The 17472-nt window shown below is 58.2% G+C and carries 16 protein-coding genes and 1 pseudogene; 10 read left to right on the top strand and 7 right to left on the bottom strand.

Features of this window, described 5'->3' with window-relative positions; translation table 11 throughout:
* Positions 1-17 precede the first annotated feature (17 nt).
* Positions 18-206: a hypothetical protein gene (locus A4E19_14670; protein ID OQW36975.1), complete on the bottom strand. Its 189-nt coding sequence runs from the start codon at positions 204-206 to the stop codon at positions 18-20.
* Here A4E19_14670 and A4E19_14675 point away from each other — a divergent pair.
* Entirely contained in the window at positions 195-1742 is a 1548-nt protein-coding gene (locus A4E19_14675) for a hypothetical protein (GenBank protein OQW36976.1), read from the top strand. The two genes, A4E19_14670 and A4E19_14675, sit on opposite strands and share 12 nt — an antisense overlap.
* A gap of 18 nt (positions 1743-1760) precedes the next feature.
* On the opposite strand, the gene A4E19_14680 is transcribed toward A4E19_14675, so the two are convergent.
* Both A4E19_14680 and A4E19_14685 read right to left on the bottom strand, forming a co-directional pair.
* Entirely contained in the window at positions 1761-2588 is an 828-nt protein-coding gene (locus tag A4E19_14680; protein ID OQW36977.1) for a hypothetical protein, read from the bottom strand.
* 10 nt (positions 2589-2598) lie between these two features.
* On the bottom strand, positions 2599-4839 hold the full coding sequence (locus tag A4E19_14685; GenBank protein OQW36978.1) for a trehalose-6-phosphate synthase: 2241 nt from the start codon (positions 4837-4839) through the stop codon (positions 2599-2601).
* 48 nt (positions 4840-4887) lie between these two features.
* Between A4E19_14685 and A4E19_14690 the strand changes: the two genes are divergently transcribed.
* On the top strand, positions 4888-6672 hold the full coding sequence (locus A4E19_14690; GenBank protein OQW36979.1) for a hypothetical protein: 1785 nt from the start codon (positions 4888-4890) through the stop codon (positions 6670-6672).
* Between the two features lie 194 nt (positions 6673-6866).
* Here the strand turns inward: A4E19_14690 and A4E19_14695 are convergent, their stop codons facing one another.
* A complete protein-coding gene (locus A4E19_14695; GenBank protein ID OQW36980.1) occupies positions 6867-7079 on the bottom strand; it encodes a hypothetical protein in 213 nt (70 codons plus the stop codon).
* A complete protein-coding gene (locus tag A4E19_14700; GenBank protein OQW36981.1) occupies positions 7076-7405 on the bottom strand; it encodes a hypothetical protein in 330 nt (109 codons plus the stop codon). Before A4E19_14700 ends, A4E19_14695 begins: the two co-directional genes overlap by 4 nt.
* A 112-nt stretch (positions 7406-7517) precedes the next feature.
* On the opposite strand from A4E19_14700, the gene A4E19_14705 reads away from it, so the two are divergent.
* From A4E19_14705 to A4E19_14735, 7 genes and pseudogenes are all read left to right on the top strand, one after another.
* Positions 7518-9134 carry a hypothetical protein gene (locus A4E19_14705; GenBank protein ID OQW36982.1) on the top strand — a complete coding sequence of 539 codons (1617 nt, stop codon included), beginning with the start codon at positions 7518-7520 and terminating at the stop codon, positions 9132-9134.
* A 21-nt stretch (positions 9135-9155) separates the two neighbouring features.
* A pseudogene (locus tag A4E19_14710) lies at positions 9156-10302 on the top strand (peptide chain release factor 2).
* Between the two features lie 19 nt (positions 10303-10321).
* A complete protein-coding gene (gene lysS, locus A4E19_14715) occupies positions 10322-11806 on the top strand; it encodes a lysine--tRNA ligase (protein ID OQW36983.1) in 1485 nt (494 codons plus the stop codon).
* Positions 11807-11808: 2 nt separating this feature from the next.
* Positions 11809-13086, top strand: coding sequence for an ABC transporter permease (locus A4E19_14720; GenBank protein OQW36984.1), 1278 nt, complete (start codon positions 11809-11811; stop codon positions 13084-13086).
* Positions 13087-13158: 72 nt separating this feature from the next.
* On the top strand, positions 13159-13821 hold the full coding sequence (locus A4E19_14725) for an ABC transporter ATP-binding protein (protein ID OQW36985.1): 663 nt from the start codon (positions 13159-13161) through the stop codon (positions 13819-13821).
* A gap of 184 nt (positions 13822-14005) precedes the next feature.
* Entirely contained in the window at positions 14006-15151 is a 1146-nt protein-coding gene (locus A4E19_14730) for a hypothetical protein (GenBank protein ID OQW36986.1), read from the top strand.
* A 15-nt stretch (positions 15152-15166) separates the two neighbouring features.
* Positions 15167-15772: a hypothetical protein gene (locus tag A4E19_14735; protein ID OQW36987.1), complete on the top strand. Its 606-nt coding sequence runs from the start codon at positions 15167-15169 to the stop codon at positions 15770-15772.
* Between the two features lie 330 nt (positions 15773-16102).
* Here the strand turns inward: A4E19_14735 and A4E19_14740 are convergent, their stop codons facing one another.
* Positions 16103-16297 (bottom strand): hypothetical protein, encoded by a 195-nt coding sequence (locus tag A4E19_14740; protein ID OQW36988.1) that lies wholly within the window; start codon positions 16295-16297, stop codon positions 16103-16105.
* Between A4E19_14740 and A4E19_14745 the strand changes: the two genes are divergently transcribed.
* On the top strand, positions 16296-16514 hold the full coding sequence (locus A4E19_14745) for a hypothetical protein (GenBank protein ID OQW36989.1): 219 nt from the start codon (positions 16296-16298) through the stop codon (positions 16512-16514). The genes A4E19_14740 and A4E19_14745 overlap by 2 nt on opposite strands.
* Positions 16515-16540: 26 nt before the next feature.
* Here the strand turns inward: A4E19_14745 and A4E19_14750 are convergent, their stop codons facing one another.
* Positions 16541-17377, bottom strand: coding sequence for an addiction module toxin RelE (locus A4E19_14750; GenBank protein ID OQW36990.1), 837 nt, complete (start codon positions 17375-17377; stop codon positions 16541-16543).
* Between the last annotated feature and the right edge of the window lie 95 nt (positions 17378-17472).

Genomic DNA, 17472 nt, shown 5'->3' on the forward strand with positions numbered 1-17472 from the left:
GGCCCTCCTTGATAGCATTACGTAATTCGTCCGAAAGTATAGCAACCCTGCACGCCGGCGAGCAACGAATTCCCGGTTCCCACGGCTCCATACCGGTCCACCTTGCTTCGTTGACTCTCGGAAAAGGCCTTGAGTACAATCCGACGCCGCTTTCGATTCAATTCAGGAGAAGCACGTCGTACCCCATCCGATCGATGAGTCTTCACGCTCCACGAATTCCCCGTTGGTTTTTGCTCGTGACCGCTCTCGTGACCGGCGCGGTCGTGATGGCCTTGGAGATCCTCGGCAGTCGATTGCTGGCTCCGGTATTCGGCAGTTCGTTGTTCGTCTGGGGCGCGTTGATAGGAGTGATCCTGGCCGCCATGAGCAGCGGGTATGCATTCGGCGGATGGGTCTCCGACCGTTACACCGGCGGACGGGTGCTGGCCGGCCTGTTGCTCTTTTCAGGAAGCTGGACGTTTCTGGTCGCGTGGGGAAACCAGCCCATTCTGTTCGAGATTGAAAAAATGGTGCAAGACCCTCGCTGGGGGCCCTGTCTGGCGGCAACCGTACTTCTTGCTCCTCCCGCCTTCGGACTCAGCGGCGTGTTGCCGGCCATGTTGCGATTGGCGGTCGCGGACATGGATCACCTCGGTCGACAGACGGGCCGCATGATCGCCCTGTCGACCGTGGGGAGCCTGGCGGGAACCTGGGGCACGGCATTCTTTCTCTTGTCGTGGCTCGGAAGCCACTCGCTGATGGCCTGGCTTGCCGGCATTGAGGTCGGACTTGGAATCCTGTGGTTGATGCAGGGAACCTCCGCTCGCCCATCGGCCCTCCTGCTTGCGGTTGGGTGCTTCACGCTCTTTGGAACCCTGTCGCTCCATCCGCTTCAACGATTGAAGGCTCCCGTCTATCAAGAAGAGAGTCCGTACCAGCAGGTCCGGATCCGGGAAGATGATCTGTTCCGCTACCTGGTATTGGATCGAACCTTTCATGCCACCATGTGGAAAGCCGACCCTGCCTATCTCTTTCTTCCGTACAGCCAAATGATGGTGTCTTCGCTGGCTTTGGTGGCCGAGCCCAAACGCGGGCTCATTCTCGGTCATGGTGGAGGATCGTTGGCGAAGTGGTTGGCGCGGCATTGGCCCGCGTTGGAGTTGGATATCGTGGAGTTCGACCCGGTCGTCGTCCGAATGGCCGAAGCCTACTTTGATTATCGCCCGCCGGCCAATCATCATGTCTTTGTGAAGGATGGTCGGGCTTTTCTGAACGCAACGGATCAGACGTACGATGTCATGTGGATCGATGCCTTCGCGCGGGACATGATCCCTTTCCATCTCACCACGGCGGAGTTTTACTCCTTGGTACGTACCCGCCTGAACCCGGAGGGAATCGTCGCGGTCAATCTGGCGTCATCCGGCAAAGAAGGTGACCTCGCTCGAGCCGCCGCCGTGGTCCAAACCATGCGACAAGCCTTTCCGGTCCTCGCCACCTTCGCGGTCGAGGGTCCGTGGAAGACCGGAATGACCCCGGCCAAGAACCTGATCTTCTTTGGGGGACATCTCATTGAACAGGAATCGGTGGACAGTCTTGTGGCAAAGATCACCGACATGGCGATGAATCAGCGCTTGCCGATGGAAGTCATCGCGTTGTTGAGCACCCGACGGACCGAGCCTTGGCCACCCGGCGTCGTCCTGAGCGACGATTTTGCTCCGTACGATCTCCTCCTGGGACAAGAACGATCGCAATTGGGAGATTAGAAATGAGCATCTCTGGAACTATTCGCCAGGATGCGGAGCAGGCCGAGGAGTTTCCGGCTCATGGCAGCCGCTCCAGGTGTGAATGTTTTGAACGCCGCCCTCGACGAGCAATCGAAGCACTTCCGTGATTTCCGCCTGTCTTTTCAGGAAATACCGGGCGGACGAACCGTTTTTCTTGCCGACCCTCACGGTCAGAACGCGGTGGTCCCGCAACGCGAAGACATCTTCATCGGTTTCATCGTCACCCACGTAGAGCGCCGTGGCACAGTCGAGCCGGCGCATGGTCTCCAACAACGCCGTGCCCTTGTGCGACGCCGTCGGCGGCATCACATTCACGACGGATTTCCCAAGGACGATGCGAGGAGGAGGAGACAATTCGGCAATGATTCGAGAAATCAGCGCCCGCGCCTCGTCACGCTGATCGACCGTGCGATAGTGGAATGAGAGTGAATAGGACTTATTTTCGACGGACACACCGCTTTGAATCAGCTCGTCGTGAAATCGATCGCCGACCAATTGCAGCCATGAAGAACAGGTCTCTCGGACATGCCGCATATCCTCCTCGGCGGTATGAGGACCTTCTGAGCCATGATTTCCGATCAGATGCGTCACGGCAGTCCCGACACGCGATCGCAAATCCTCCACGGAGCGCCCCGAGATAATGGCGGTCGGCGCTCGCTTCCCGAGTTCCTCGAGCCAGAGCCGGATAGGCCGCGAAAGCCTCGCCGTATGATGCTCTCGAACGATTTTCGATAAGGTCCCGTCGAAATCAAACGCATAGAGAGACCGTCCCTTCAGGAGGGACCCAAGATCGCGTTTTCCGTTTTCCGTCAATAAATAGTCCATCGTTCATCCGTCATCTCAGCAGGCTCGGCCGCCGCACCTGTTTCATGACTCGTTCCTTTTGTCTCATCCTGGCGGCATCGATGAGCATACGACCGGCCCAGCGATACACATTGAACTCCTGGATCAGGCCGCGCATGCTTTGCATCCTGGCACGCTGCTCCACCTTCGGCATCGTCAAGCCCAGATGGAGCGCAGCCGCGAATTGATCGATGTCGTAGGGATTGATGACGACCGCCTCCGTGAGTTCCCGAGCCGCTCCGGTGAATTGACTCAGAATCAAGACTCCTTGCTCATCGTCGCGGGCGCCGACGAACTCCTTGGCCACGAGATTCATGCCGTCATGGAGACTGCTGACCACGCAGAGATCGGCTCCGCGGTAACATTCATAGACCTCCGCCGGCTCATGATGCTGAATGCGCAGACAGATCGGCTCATAGCCGTCATGCCCAAAGCGCTTGTTGATCTGCTCGGCCAATGCAGAGACCTGACTGGTAAAATGGTGATACTGTTCGATGACCGAACGGCTCGGAGCGGCGATCTGAAGAAACGTAAACTTCCCGATCCACTCCGGTTGCATCTCCAAGAGACGTTCCACGGCCATGAACCGTTCGAGGATGCCCTTGGTGTAATCGAGGCGCTCGACCCCAAGACCGATAAGGCGATCACGGGGCATCCCATACGCCTCCCGCAGTCTGTCTCGACATTCTTGAACCGGCCGTTGATTGCGGATCCATTGCGAAGGCCATTCGATCGAGATCGGATAAGGATTGACCGCCGTCATCTTGCCCCCGTAGGAGACCGTGGAGCTGTTTCGATCGATGCGCGCCTCAAGCAGGCGATCGACGCTGTCGATGAAGTTATTGCAATGCACGCGGGTGTGAAATCCCAGAATACTGCTTCCAAGCAGCCCTTCCAGAATGTCCTCCCGCCAGGGACAGATGCCGAAGCTTTCCGCATTCGGCCACGGGATGTGCCAAAACATGATGATCGTGGCGGTCGGCAAGCGATCGCGGATGAGTTTAGGAAGCAGGGCAAAATGGTAATCCTGCACGAGCACGACCGGATTGTCGGTCGTCGCCTCTTCGTAAACGGCTTGGGCGAATCGCTCATTGACGGCCACGTAATGTTTCCAGTCCGATGAACGAAACGTGGGCCGGACGTGGGCGATATGGCAGAGCGGCCACAACCCCTCGTTGGAAAACCCATAATAGTATCCGGACTCTTCCTCCGCCGTGAGCCACACACGCCGAATTTGATACGAAGGATTCGATGGCGGCACGCTGACATGGCTCCGGTTATCCACCACGTCCCGATCGGCGGATCCGTTCCCGTGCGCCACCCAAATACCGGAACAGGCGCGCATCACCGGCTCCAAGGCCGAGACCAGCCCGCTTGCCGGCACCTGCACCGTCACGCTTTGCCCTTGCCAATAATGGGCGTAGGGTTGCCGATTGGACACAATCAGCACCTGATCGCCGGCGAATTGCTCGTGAAGAATCGACTTGAGGCTGGCCGGAGTCCATGAAATCTGACTCTCATCTCGCATGCGACGATCGGACTCGAGCGCTTCCACCAACGACCGCAAGTCCTTCGCCAAGGGCTGAAGTTCAGGCGGATGTTGCTCATGTGTCAGAGGATTCAGCAGTCGTTCTCCCTTGACCATGGCACGGACGCCGGCCACCCACTCTTTCCAGCTGAAGTGTGCGACCAGCAAGGTCACCAATGAAATGACCGCCGTCAGCCCCGCGAACAAATAGAACACATACCGTTTCGTATCGCTGCTCCGTTGTTGGATGAACCGCATGTCGTGGAGCAGGAGAAGACGTCCGATCCGGCGCCCGTTGGATTCGATGGTGGCCGAGGTGATATGGAGCGGTCCACTGCTGAACGACCGCACGGCGGAAGCGTTGGGCGCGAGATCGAGCGTATCCTTACAGGTGACATCTTGCGGGTAGGCCTGCGTCTCATAGAGCAGGCGGTTCTCGAGGTCGCAAAAACCCAGCGCGTACAACCGCTCATCTTGAAGGATCCGTGTAAAATAGGCCAGAATCTTTCCCTTTGAATTGGAGACCAGGAGATCCGCGAGCGGCCCCTCCATCGTATTGACCATGAGTCTGGACCGCATATCGAGATCGCGGACAAACCATTTCAATTCGAGTGAGTCGACGAGGGGAATGACCCCGTAGGCGATCACGGCCAACAGGATCACCAAGGGCAGCACAAACCGTAGTGAGAGCGCGAACAGCCTCATGGAAACAAGTTAGTTTACTTTCGTGGAGAAATCAAATATGGTCAAGCCGTGTACCAGTACGGACTCATCGGAAACTGCCAAATCTCCGCACTGATAAGCACCCACGGATCCGTCGAATGGCTGTGCTTGCCAAGGCCGGATAGCCCTCCGGTCTTCGGCAGGATCTTGGATGAGGATGGCGGCCAGTTTTCCATCTCCCCCGCCGTCCCGCCGTCGGAAACGACCACCACGCAGCGATATCTGCCGAATACCAATATTCTCATCACGACCGTCTCGCTGCCCAACGGCGATGCGTTCCAGATCACCGACTTCTGCCCTCGTTTTCTGCAATATGGTCGGGTCTATCGACCGGCCGCCTTATTTCGGATCGTCGAGCCGCTGAGCGGATGCCCCTCCATTCGCGTCTGTTGCAAGCCGGTTTCCGGATGGGACAAGACACCGGTTCGATTTGTCCGGGGGAGCAGCCATCTCCGATACGAGATGCGAGGGGAGTACCTGCGGCTCCTGACCAACATGCCCCTCACGTATCTCTGCGAGGAAACGCCGGTCGTGCTGACCTCGAAGATGTATTTCGCATTGACATGGGGGATCGGGATCGAAGATGACCTCGTCAAAGTCAGCCACGAATTTTTGGATCAGACGACGAAATACTGGCGGACATGGGTGAAGCATTGTTCGATTCCCGTCGTCTATCAAGAAGAGGTCATCCGCTCGGCCCTCGCGCTCAAGCTCCACTGCTACGAAGATACCGGAGCGATCCTTGCCGCGCTGACCACCAGCCTTCCGGAGGAGCCCGGCGGTCCTCGCAACTGGGACTATCGCTATTGCTGGTTGCGCGACGCCCACTTTTCGCTCTCCGCGTTTTACAACCTGGGCCACTTCGAGGAAATGGAAGGCTTCCTGAAGTTTCTGCTCAACGTGGGCTATGCCTACGAACAATCGCATGATCGGTTGGCGCCGGTCTATACGCTGAGTCAGGACCTCCCTCTCCCGGAAACGGAACATGCCAATTGGCAAGGTTTCCTTGGGAGCCGACCGGTGCGGAGCCACAATCAGGCGGCCGAACATGTGCAAAATGACGTCTATGGCGAGATGATTCTCACCTTGGCACCCGTCTTCTTCGACAACCGTTTCTTTGACTTGCGGACCAAGGACCACGAAATGCTGGTAGCCAATTTGGTCCGTCTGTGTGAGCGAAGCATCTCCCAGCCGGATGCCGGTCTGTGGGAAATCCGGAACGGCTGGAGGGAACATTCGTTCACGAATCTCATGTGTTGGGCCGGTCTCGATCGAGCGTTCCGCATGCAGCGAGCCGGGTTCCTACGGGACTTGGGCACCGATCTTGAGCGGGCACGTTCCAGGGCGGCGGATGCCTTGCTTCGCGCGACGAAAGACAAAGTCGTGCGAAACGGACCGGCCGACGACAGTTACGACGCTTCCTTAGCGCAACTGGCGATTCTGGGATTTCCGGATCGAGAGGTCTGTGATACGACCGTCACGCAGATTAAACAGGTCCTCGCGCTACGCCGCGACGGGCAAGAAACCGGCTTTTTCTTCCGCTACCTGAGGGAGGATGACTTTGGGAAGCCGCAGTCGAGTTTTGTCATCTGCTCATTCTGGGTCGTTCAAGCGCTGGCGAAACTCGACCGCCTGGCCGAAGCGAAGCAGATCATGAGCCAGATCCTCACGGGATCAAACCGCGTCGGGCTGTTCGCCGAACACTTTGTGCCGGACACCCGCGTCCAACTCGGGAACTTCCCCCAAGCGTATTCCCACGTGGGACTGATCAACGCGGCCTTCGCTGTCAGCCCTCCATGGAGCGACGTGCTCTGACGGTAAGCCGATCACCCGCCCTTCCCACTTCGACTCCATCCGTCTCGAGGTAGAAACGGCGCCATGAATTGTACGGCATTGATCCACCTGAGATTCTTTTGGACTAGGCAAGTGAGTGCCCCGACACGATGGTCGCTGCCCGAACCGGCAGGCGACGCGATTACGGGGTCGGCAGAGGAATCCTGATCTTCCTGTTAATTCTTATTTCGACAGAGTAGGCCGAAAGAACTGCCCAAGGCGAGACCGCCGAGGAAGGTCAACCCAAGAATCACACCGAGCAGAGAGGTCGGCGGCCCCGCTTGGCGGCGGATATATCGGCGGGCTTGGGAACCGACCGTCGCCTCGCCGCCCATCCAGTCGCGCGGGTCGTCAACCTGTGAATCAGTCCGAACATCAACGGATTTCATGCCTGTTTCCCTTCATCAAGCGCGATACATTCATCGATCAGCTGCTCCAATTCATCCAATTCCTGCTGTCGCACGTCAAGAAACCGAACACCGAACGTTCGATCGACCGTCCACTGGACGCGAGCCTGCTCGATCAGAATCGGAGTGTCGTCTCCCGGGACGATCAGCTTGACGGCGATCTGCGTGCCCGGCTGGACATCGAGAGAGCTTTCGATTCGCGCACCGCCAAGCGAGAGGTCCCGGGCCTCTCCTTCCACCTCATGAGAATTGGCCCGAAGCAAACTTTTGACTTGAGCGGGAACTCGACGGTGGCGGCGTCGCTCCATGGGGTTAGAATACCGCTTTTACCGGAAAAAAGCACCTGCCGGTCGTTCAAGTTGCTGATTGTTCAAGCATTCTCTTGCAACTCGCCGAATCTTTTCGATAAGGTACGGCACGATGGACCAAGTTCGTCCGCGCCAGATCCTGCTTGCCTGCGCGAGCGGTCTGCTCTTGCCGTTCTGCTTTCCGAAGTTCGATCTGGGATTGCTGGCCTGGGTCGCCCTCATTCCCCTTCACCTCGCCCTCGATCAATGTTCGAAGCCGCGGGCCTTTTGGATCGGCTGGTTGAGCGGCCTCATCGGCTTCACCGGCGTCATGGCCTGGGTCGTCACCGCCATGACGACCTATGGCAAGGTTCCCGAAGCAATCAGTTACGCCATCTTGTTGCTGCTCACCGCCTACCTCGGCCTCTATGTCGGGGTCTATAGCCTCGCCGTCGTTTGGTTGCGCGAACTCATCCCCCGCTATGGAATCTTCTTCGCCCCTTGCTTCTGGGTTGCGCTGGAGTTGTTTCGGACTCATTTGCTCTCCGGCCTTCCCTGGTGTCTTCTGGGATACTCGCAATATCGTGAATTGGACTTGATTCAAATCGCCGACCACACAGGAGTGTACGGAGTCTCCTTCTTGATCGTGCTGGTGAATCTGGCCTTCGCCGAGCTGTTCCTGTGGATCATGCCGTTTTTCAGGGGATTTCACCCGGTCAAACTTCCTTGGGAGCTGCTCACGACGGCCGCAGCTTGCATGCTGCTTTCCTGGTTCTACAGCTCCGCGGTCCTGAGCGACCGAGATCTACAAAACCCGAGAACGGCCATTACCGTGGGCGTCGTCCAGCCGAATATCGACCAAGCCGTCAAGTGGGACGCGTCATTCCGAGACGAGACCATGCGGCGGTTCGACCGCCTGACGACCAAACTGGGAACCGGTATGGACTTGATCGTGTGGCCGGAAGCCGCCACGCCGTTTATCTTGGAACGTGAAAAAGAGTATCAGTTGCAGCTGATCACATGGGCCGAACGGGCGCAGGCGCCGATCCTCCTCGGGAGCCCGGCGTTGAGATTCTACCCCGATCGCCGCCCCTACCTGTTGAACAGCGCCTATCTGTTGGCACGGGACGGCACGGTGCTCGGCCGCTATGACAAGCATCATCTCGTGCCGTTCGGAGAATACATTCCCTTCAAAACGTCTCTCTTGTTCTTCCTCGATAAACTGGTCGAGGGCATCGGGGATTTCGAGGCAGGGCCGGGGCCGACGACTCTTTCGTTCACCCCGAAATCATGGAGCACGGATCGTACCGGAGGCTCCAGACCTGCCAAATTCGGCGTGGCGATCTGTTACGAGGTGATCTTCCCCGATCTGGTCCGCCGGTTCGCGGCGAACGGCGCGGAGTTTCTGGTGACGATCACGAACGATGGGTGGTTCGGCCCCTCCTCGGCCCCTGCCCAACACTTTGCCATGGTCGTCTTCCGTTCGGTGGAAAATCATCTGGCCTTCGCACGGGCGGCCAACACGGGGATTTCCGGGTTTATCGATCCCTTCGGACAGATCATCGACGCAACACCCCTGTTCACGGAGCAGGCATTGTACGCCACGATCCCGACCAGGCAAACCCGTACGTTCTATAGCTATTACGGCGACGTGTTCGCCCACGTCTGTGTTATAATCTGCGCGCTTTTGTGTCTGTTCGGGTACTTCCGCACAAAGGAACCAGCCCTGACAGCGATTACCCCGGCATGACTTAAGAAGGAGGATCCTGACATGTTAGAGGAAGTGGAAGTTCGCGTGCGTACCCTTGCCGGCCAAGTGTCTGAACTACGGGGGCATCTTTGACTTCGCCCAGATGACTTCCGAGTTACAAGAACTTGAAGCCCAAATGGGTCAGCCTCAATTTTGGAACGATACCCGTGCCGCCGCTGGAGTGAGCCGCAAAAAGGCGACGATCGAACGAGAGCTGCGGCAGTGGCGGGAAATCGAGTCCAAGATGGATGACTTGGATGCGCTGCTGGAGCTGGCGCACGAGAGCGGTGATTCGGCCCTGGAAACCGAGCTGACGAGCGAACTGAACCAGTTGGAGCCGCGCCTGGCCACACTGCGTGTCGAGCTGCTCCTCTCCGGAGAACTGGACCCCAATAATGCCATCCTGGCCATTCACCCCGGAGCCGGCGGAACGGAATCACAGGATTGGGCACAGATGCTCCTTCGGATGTATGTGCGGTGGGCGGAACAGAAGAAATTCAAGGTAGAAACGCTGGACCTGCTGCCCGGCGACGAAGCCGGCATCAAGAGCGTGACGCTCTCCATCACGGGGCCTTATGCGTATGGATACCTGAAGGCCGAGGCCGGGGTCCATCGTTTGGTGCGCATTTCCCCTTTCGATTCCAATAAGCGGCGGCACACCTCGTTCGCGTCCGTCTTTGTGTATCCTGAACTGAGCGAGGACATCGACGTCGCGGTTGAAGACAAGGATCTCCGGATCGATACGTTTCGGTCAGGCGGCGCCGGAGGCCAAAACGTCAACAAGGTGGAAACCGCCATCCGCATCACGCACTTGCCGACCGGCATCGTCGTGCAATGCCAGAATGAACGGTCCCAGCTCCAGAATCGAAACGGGGCGATGAAAATCTTGAAAGCCCGCCTCTATGAATTGGAACAGAAGAAGAAGGAAGCGGAATTCAACGCCATCGTCGGCGAAAAGAAAGACATCGCGTGGGGCAGTCAAATCCGGTCGTACGTGTTCCAGCCCTATCAACTGGTCAAAGACCACCGGACCGGTCATCAACTTGGCGACGTCTCATCCGTCATGGACGGCGACCTCGATGGATTCATCGAGGCTTATTTGAAAAAGAAGCTTGGGAAGGGAAGCGATCAACTCGTGCCGGTCGGCGGACCGGAAGACGATCTCTAGCTGGATTGCTGAAGGGAAAATGGACGAACTGAACGAACAGCGGCAACAGCGGATCAAGAAACTCGAGTTTCTTCGAGCGGCCGGCGTGGCTCCGTACGGCAGTCGGTTCGAAATCAAGGATCGTGCGGGTCAACTCATCACGCTGCACGGCGAGAAGACCAAGGAGATCTTGGAGCAGGAGAAGGTCTCCTGCACAGTCGCGGGACGGGTCGTCGCATTGCGTCGGTTCGGAAAGGCCGGATTTGCCGTACTGCAAGACGGATCCGACCGAGTTCAAGTTTACCTCAAAAAAGACCTGCTCTCCGAACAAGCCTACGCCGTCGTGGAGCAGCTCGATCTCGGCGACTGGATCGGCGTGACGGGAACGTTGTTCCGGACCAAGACGAACGAGTTCACGGTCGAGGTCCATCAGTTGACGTTTCTCAGTAAAGCCCTTCGGCCGCTCCCCGAAAAGTGGCATGGATTGACGGATGTCGAGACCCGATACCGTCAGCGCTATGTCGACCTGATTGCGAATCCGCAGGTCCATCAGATCTTTTCGACCAGGAGCCGTCTCATCGCCGGCATCCGGGCATTTCTCATTGAACGAGGGTTCCTCGAAGTCGAAACCCCGATGATGCATCCCGTTCCCGGAGGCGCTGCGGCCAAGCCCTTCGTCACTCACCATAACGCGCTCGGCGTCGATCTCTATTTGCGGATTGCGCCGGAGTTGTACTTGAAGCGGCTGATCGTCGGCGGATTTCCCCGCGTGTTCGAGATCAACCGTAACTTCAGGAACGAGGGCATCTCGACGATCCACAATCCCGAGTTTACGATGCTGGAGTTCTATGTGTCGTACGCGGATTATCAGGACTTGATCCTGCTCACGGAGGAACTGGTTTCGAGTCTGGCTCATCAAATTTTAGGGAAGACGGTCATTCCGTATCAAGGGCACGAGATCGTCCTCACCCCCCCGTGGCGCCGCTGGTCCTACCACCAAGCCATTCTTGAAGTGAACAGCCTGGATCCGTCGGTCCTTCGCGATCGAGAGAAAGCCTTGGCGGCCGCCACACGGCTCAATGTGCCCGTGGACCCGAAAGCCTCATTGTTCACGATCGTCAATGAAATTTTCGAGGAAACCGTCGAGCCGAATTTGCAGCAACCCACGTTCATCACCGATTACCCGATCGAAATCTCCCCTCTTGCCAGGCGGAAGGATACGGACCCGAGCCTGACCGACCGGTTCGAGCTCTACATCGCCGGCCGCGAAATCGCCAATGCGTTTTCGGAGTTGAACGATCCGTTGGACCAGCGAGAACGATTCGAAGGGCAGGCGGCGCTGCGCGAGGCGGGTGATGAGGAAGCTCATCTCGTCGACGAGGACTTTCTCCGCGCCCTGGAGTACGGCATGCCGCCGACCGCCGGCGAAGGAATCGGGATCGACCGTCTGGTCATGCTGTTTACCGATCAAGCCTCCATCCGCGACGTGGTCCTCTTCCCGCAGCTCCGTCCGGAGAAAGGGTAGGAGTGACCCTCCCCTACGAAATTTTCGTCGGGCTCCGCTACCTGCGCGCCAAACGCCGCAATCGGACGATTTCGCTCAACACGTTCGTGTCCGTGGCCGGCATCACGCTCGGCGTCGCGGCACTGATCGGCACCGTCGGCATCATGACCGGATTCCGGGAAGACATTCAGAGCAAGATCCTGGGCACCACAGCCCATATCATCGTCCAAGAGCGGATGAAGGAACACATGACCGACTATGACCGTCTGACCGACAAGATCCAGACGGTACCCGACGTCGTCGCCGCCACGCCGTTTGTCTTCCGCCAGGTGTTGCTCACCACGCAAAGCGGGGTACAAGGCATCATCCTGCGCGGGATCGATCCGAAACGGGAAGCCAAGGTGACCGAACTCGCCAAAAACATCACGGTCGGACACCTGATCGACCTGCTCACACCGGTGAAAGTGATGCAGGCACCGGCCGACGATCCCCAAGGCGCGCTCCACGCGGTTGAAAAACCGGGGATCATCCTCGGCAAAGAACTGGCGCTCAGACTGGGGGTGTTTGTCGGCGACACGGTCAACGTGGTCTCCCCCGTCGGACCGATCAGCGCGATGGGGATGGTGCCCAAGATCCGCACGTTCGCCGTGGTCGCTCTGTTCCATTCAGGCATGTTCGAATACGATTCCTCGTTCGCCTACATCGAACTCGGCGAGGCGCAGAAGTTTTTCAACCTGGGCACCAGCGTGACCGGAATCGAAGTCAAGGTCACGGACGTGTTCCGTGCGGGAGAGATCGCCCACACGATCGAGCAGGAATTGGGATTCAGCCACGGCGCCAGGGATTGGATGCAAATGAACCGCAACCTCTTCTCAGCCCTGAAGCTGGAGAAGACGATGATGTTTCTCCTGCTGGTCCTGATCACGATCGTGGCTTCCTTCAACATCGTCAGCACCCTGACGATGATCGTCACGGAGAAACAGAAAGAAATCGCGATCCTCAAGGCGATGGGCGCGTCGAAACGCAGCATTAGGCGTATCTTCATGTTGAACGGGTTGATCATCGGGTTCGTGGGGACCGGCATCGGCATTCCGTTGGGCTACGCGTTTCTCTGGTTGATTCAGACGTTCTGGACGTTCGATCCGAGCGTGTACTACATCTCGACCATTCCGGTGCACGTGCTGGCGGAGGACGTGCTGCTTGTGGCGGGGTCCGCCATCCTGATCAGTTTTTTGGCCACCGTCTATCCGGCCAATCAGGCCGCGAAGCTGGAACCGGTCGCCGCCTTGCGGTATGAATGAATACGGAGCAACCAGACGCCGGCAACGAGCCATCGGCTGTCGGATCTGGAAACCGATGACGACGCTTCCTTTATGATCAAAGTCACCAATCTCCATAAGTCCTTCTCGATGGGGTCCCATGACCTGCCCGTCCTCAAGGGGATCAACCTGGAAATCCAGCGCGGCGAACTGGTGGCGATCGTCGGAGCCTCAGGGGCCGGCAAGAGCACGTTGCTCCATATTATCGGGACCCTCGATAAACCGACCGGCGGGACCGTCACGTTCGACGGCCAGGATCTTTTTCGAATGAGTGACATCCAACAAGCGGAGTTCCGGAACAGGCGGATCGGGTTCGTGTTTCAATTTCACCATCTGCTCGCGGAGTTCACCGCCTTGGAAAATGCCTGCATGCCGGCGCTCGTCCAGCGTCGCGAGCCCGTTTTGGTCAAGGCGGACGCGACGACCCTTCTCACGGAAGTCGGATTGGGGCATCGGCTTCATCACAAGCCGGGAGAACTTTCGGGCGGCGAGCAGCAGCGCGTCGCCATGGCCCGCGCGTTGATGCAGAATCCCGACCTGGTCCTGGCCGACGAGCCGACCGGCAACCTCGATACCCACAGCGGAGACGGGCTGTTCGGATTGATGCGCGCCTTGAACAAGACACGCGGCACCACCTTCGTGATCGTGACCCATAACGACAAGCTCTCCTCGCAATCCGACCGCATCATTCACATGCAAGACGGGCAAATCGTCTGACACGCGCAGACACGCATGCCGGAGCATCACGCCAACGGCCATCGGCTTCCGAGACGTCTCGAGGCATTCCCCGGCTTCTACCGCCTGAAGTTCCGATTCGACTTGCTCAGCTAACCGCGATTTCTTGACGAACCGCCATTCCTTCTCTAGACTCGAAAAATTATTCATGTCCTCGAGGACACACATGCGGCGGTCACGGTCGCTTCGTATAGGCATTTTGCTGGCCGCCTCGGTGTTGCCATCCCCTGTATTGGCAACCGAATTCGTGATCGTAGGCCCTCGGGCGATGGGCATGGGAGGCGCCGGAGTCGCCGTCACGACGAATGCGCTTGCGACCTATTGGAATCCCGCCGGGCTGGCCATGACTCAGACCGTGGATATCCGAGCCCAAGGAGGAGGCTTGGCGATCGACCGGCTGGGACTGGGCGATGCGCTGAATGACCTGGAAAAATTCAATACCAGCGATACCTCTCCCGCCAATCTTGCGAGAGCTCAGACGATCGCCGATCGCGTCAATCAACCCGGCGCCGCCATCGCAGTCAACGGGTCCGCCGGCCTGTACGTGAAAGGACACCTCGGCGAACACGCGTTCGGATTCAACGTGTCGGACGTGGCGACCGGCGGCGGATTCGTCTCGACGCCCGTGCAGGTCTCCCAGCCTGGGGGGCCGGGAACACCCATCAGCGCGGCGGGCCAGATGGCGCTGCGCGGTCTCGAAGCGAGACAGCTGGCTTTTTCCTATGCCTATGCCTTTTCCGACAAAACGTTTGCCGTCGGGATCACCGCGAAAGTCATTCAGGGCGCCTCCTACAACGGCTCGACCGACCTCCAAAGCGGAAGCGGGATCAGCACGACCGACCACTTCGGCAAACCGACCATCTCAACGACCTATGGCATTGATTTGGGCGCGATCTACCGTCCGTCTTCCTGGTTTCGGCTCGGCATTGTCGCCAAGGACGTCAACAAACCCACGTTCGATGCCGCCGGCGGAGGCGAATTGAAACTTGACCCGCAGGTCCGGGTGGGCGTCGCCTTCAACCCCTACTCGACCTTGACCTTGACGGCCGATGTGGACGTGACGTCGAACAAGACCTTTGTTCCCGGCGTGAAGAGCCAGCTCTTGAGCCTGGGACTCGAACAAACGATCTTGTCGGAATTTCTCTCGTTTCGGGTCGGCACCTTTAAAAACATGCAAGATGCCTCCACTCCCTTCGTTCCGACGGCCGGCTTAGGGATCCGATGGTTTAACTTCCGTGCCGATGCCGGCGGGGGGTATGACTTCCGTGAGAAGGGAGCCTTGGTTTCCGCTTCAATTTCCTTGACGTTCTAATGGTATACTAGGCCCATGTTGTCTCGATTCTCTGCACATATCGTCTCTCTGATGGCGCTTGTCGCGCTGCTCGGCGGATGCGGCGGGCTACAAGAAGTGTGGGAAGGCCCCGGCGCCCGAGTGTTTCGGCCTCAGTCCATCGCCGTGTTGCCGCCGATGGCCAGCCAATACGACAGCGCCCGGGAAGACATCCAAGAGGTGTTGGCCGGAGCTCTCAACAAGCAGGGAACGATTGAACGCGTGGTGTCCCCCGAGAACGTCACGGATATTTTTCAAGCTTCGAAGGAAGCATTCGATTCGCTCGTGTTCTATTTCTCGCGACTCGAGATGACCGGTCAATCCGATAAAGATTCGGCCATCCGGCTTGGCAAAGCGCTCAATGTCGACTCCTTTCTCGTCGTCCGGGTCAATTCGTGGGAATATGTGCGCAAGGAAGGGGACAACGTCGGGCGAGTGGGGCTGAGCCTCCGCTTAATCGATGCCGCCACCGGCACGACGGTCTGGAAGGCGCGCCATGAACGTTCAGACAGCTATATGTTCATCAAGCCGAGCCTCAAGGACATCGCCAAAGAACTCGCCGCCGAGATGATCAAGTACATGCCCCCGCAGGCCAAGCGCTGATCACCCTGCCCTCCCAGCGACCGAACAGACTTCCGATACCGTGGATCCGGCTTGCTGTACCAGCTTCAGCAGAACGTGCGGCATTTGCTATCCTTATCAGGGGTCGAGCGCACGTTGAGCAGTTCACAACTCAGCGAAAGAGTACTGACTATCATGCGGTACAGAACTATCCTACAAGTGAGTATGGCTGTGGCAATGCTCAGTAGCGGACCGACATCCGCTCACGCCATCTTCCCCGAGACTGAATTCAGTGAGGGGCCCCCAGAACCGCGACGCGCATCCCGCGAGATACCGAACAACAAGCCTGATCTTCGTGAAGATCATCGCGAGTTAGGTGATGAGCACCGCGACCTCCCTCGCAACACCCAGGACAACCGAACCGACCGGCAGAATCTCCCGCAGGACAAAGACGCAGTTCGTCACGAGCGGCAACAGCTTCGGCAAGATGCGCGGGACCACGCCACTGCCAGACAACGTCATCAAGATCGGCGAAACCTGCGCCTCGACCATCAGGATCTCCAACATGATCGACAGAACCTTCAAGCCGATCGTCAGCATCGTCGGGGAGACCGCCACGAGGCTAGAAAAAATCGACGCAAGCTCAACCATGATCGGAGAAACCTACGAGCCGACCGTCCGACGCATCAGGACAGGCCTCCTCGCCCAATGGGACGCGATCACGAATAGCGCGATATCGATCGATGTCCGCCCCGGCCTATCCGGCCCCTGTTTCGTGATTTAATTCTAAGAAAGGGTCAGGTCTTGCAATCAGACATCCGCCTTCTCTGCCTGCTTTAAGCGGCGGCTCACGGTCGCTGCATGCACACCCAAATGTTCCGCGATTTCGGCGAGACGGTACCCGTATTGGCGGTACGCGGTATGAATCCGCTGGCTCTGTGAGCCCCTTCGTTGAAACAACACATACAGCGACGGCCGCTGGGCCTGCGTTTGCCGGCGAGGAATGTCACGGGTCACGCGATTCGGTTGGTGCCGTGCAATGAAGTCCTCGGAGCCCAAATAGATCTGTCCGGTGAGTTGATCCCATGGGCGCGGCCCACCCCGCCCCTCAGCCACAAAGGCCCGATACCGCTCCTGTGCCAGGCCTACTCGCTGTGCAAAGTGGCCAAGAATCCAGTCCGTGGTCAGGAAGGGTGGGGGCGTCATCTCGCCTCCCGTTGCCCGATAGCTGCTCCAAGCCCATTGTCGGGGATGGGGAACGAGCTTGGCCCGCACGGGATTCAACACCACGTAGCGGCAGAGTTCGAGCAAATGCACCTCTTTCTCGACAAGGATGGCGGTGAACCGTCCCTGGAAGAGATGCCCCACACGCGCATGGCGACGATTGTAGGTCTGGGTATACCGGCCGTTGAGCTGACGCATTCCCAGTGACAGCGTCGGCTGAGGCGTCTCGATGAGCAGATGGTAGTGATTGTCCATCAGGCAGTAGGCATAACACAACCAGCCATAGCGATCGACGACATGACCGAGCAGCGAGAGGAACAGCGAGCGATCATGGTCATCCTCCACAATGTCCTGCCGAGCGTTGCCCCGACTGGTCACATGGTAGACGGCACCAGGAAATTCAAGACGCAGGGGACGAGCCATGGGGCGAGAGTCTAACGAGCATGGTGCATGATTGCAAGACCTGACCCCTATCTTTGACCGCTGACCCCTATCTTTGACCGGTAACCGTCGACAAC

The sequence above is a fragment of the Nitrospira sp. SG-bin1 genome (assembly GCA_002083365.1).
Lineage (GTDB): Bacteria > Nitrospirota > Nitrospiria > Nitrospirales > Nitrospiraceae > Nitrospira_D.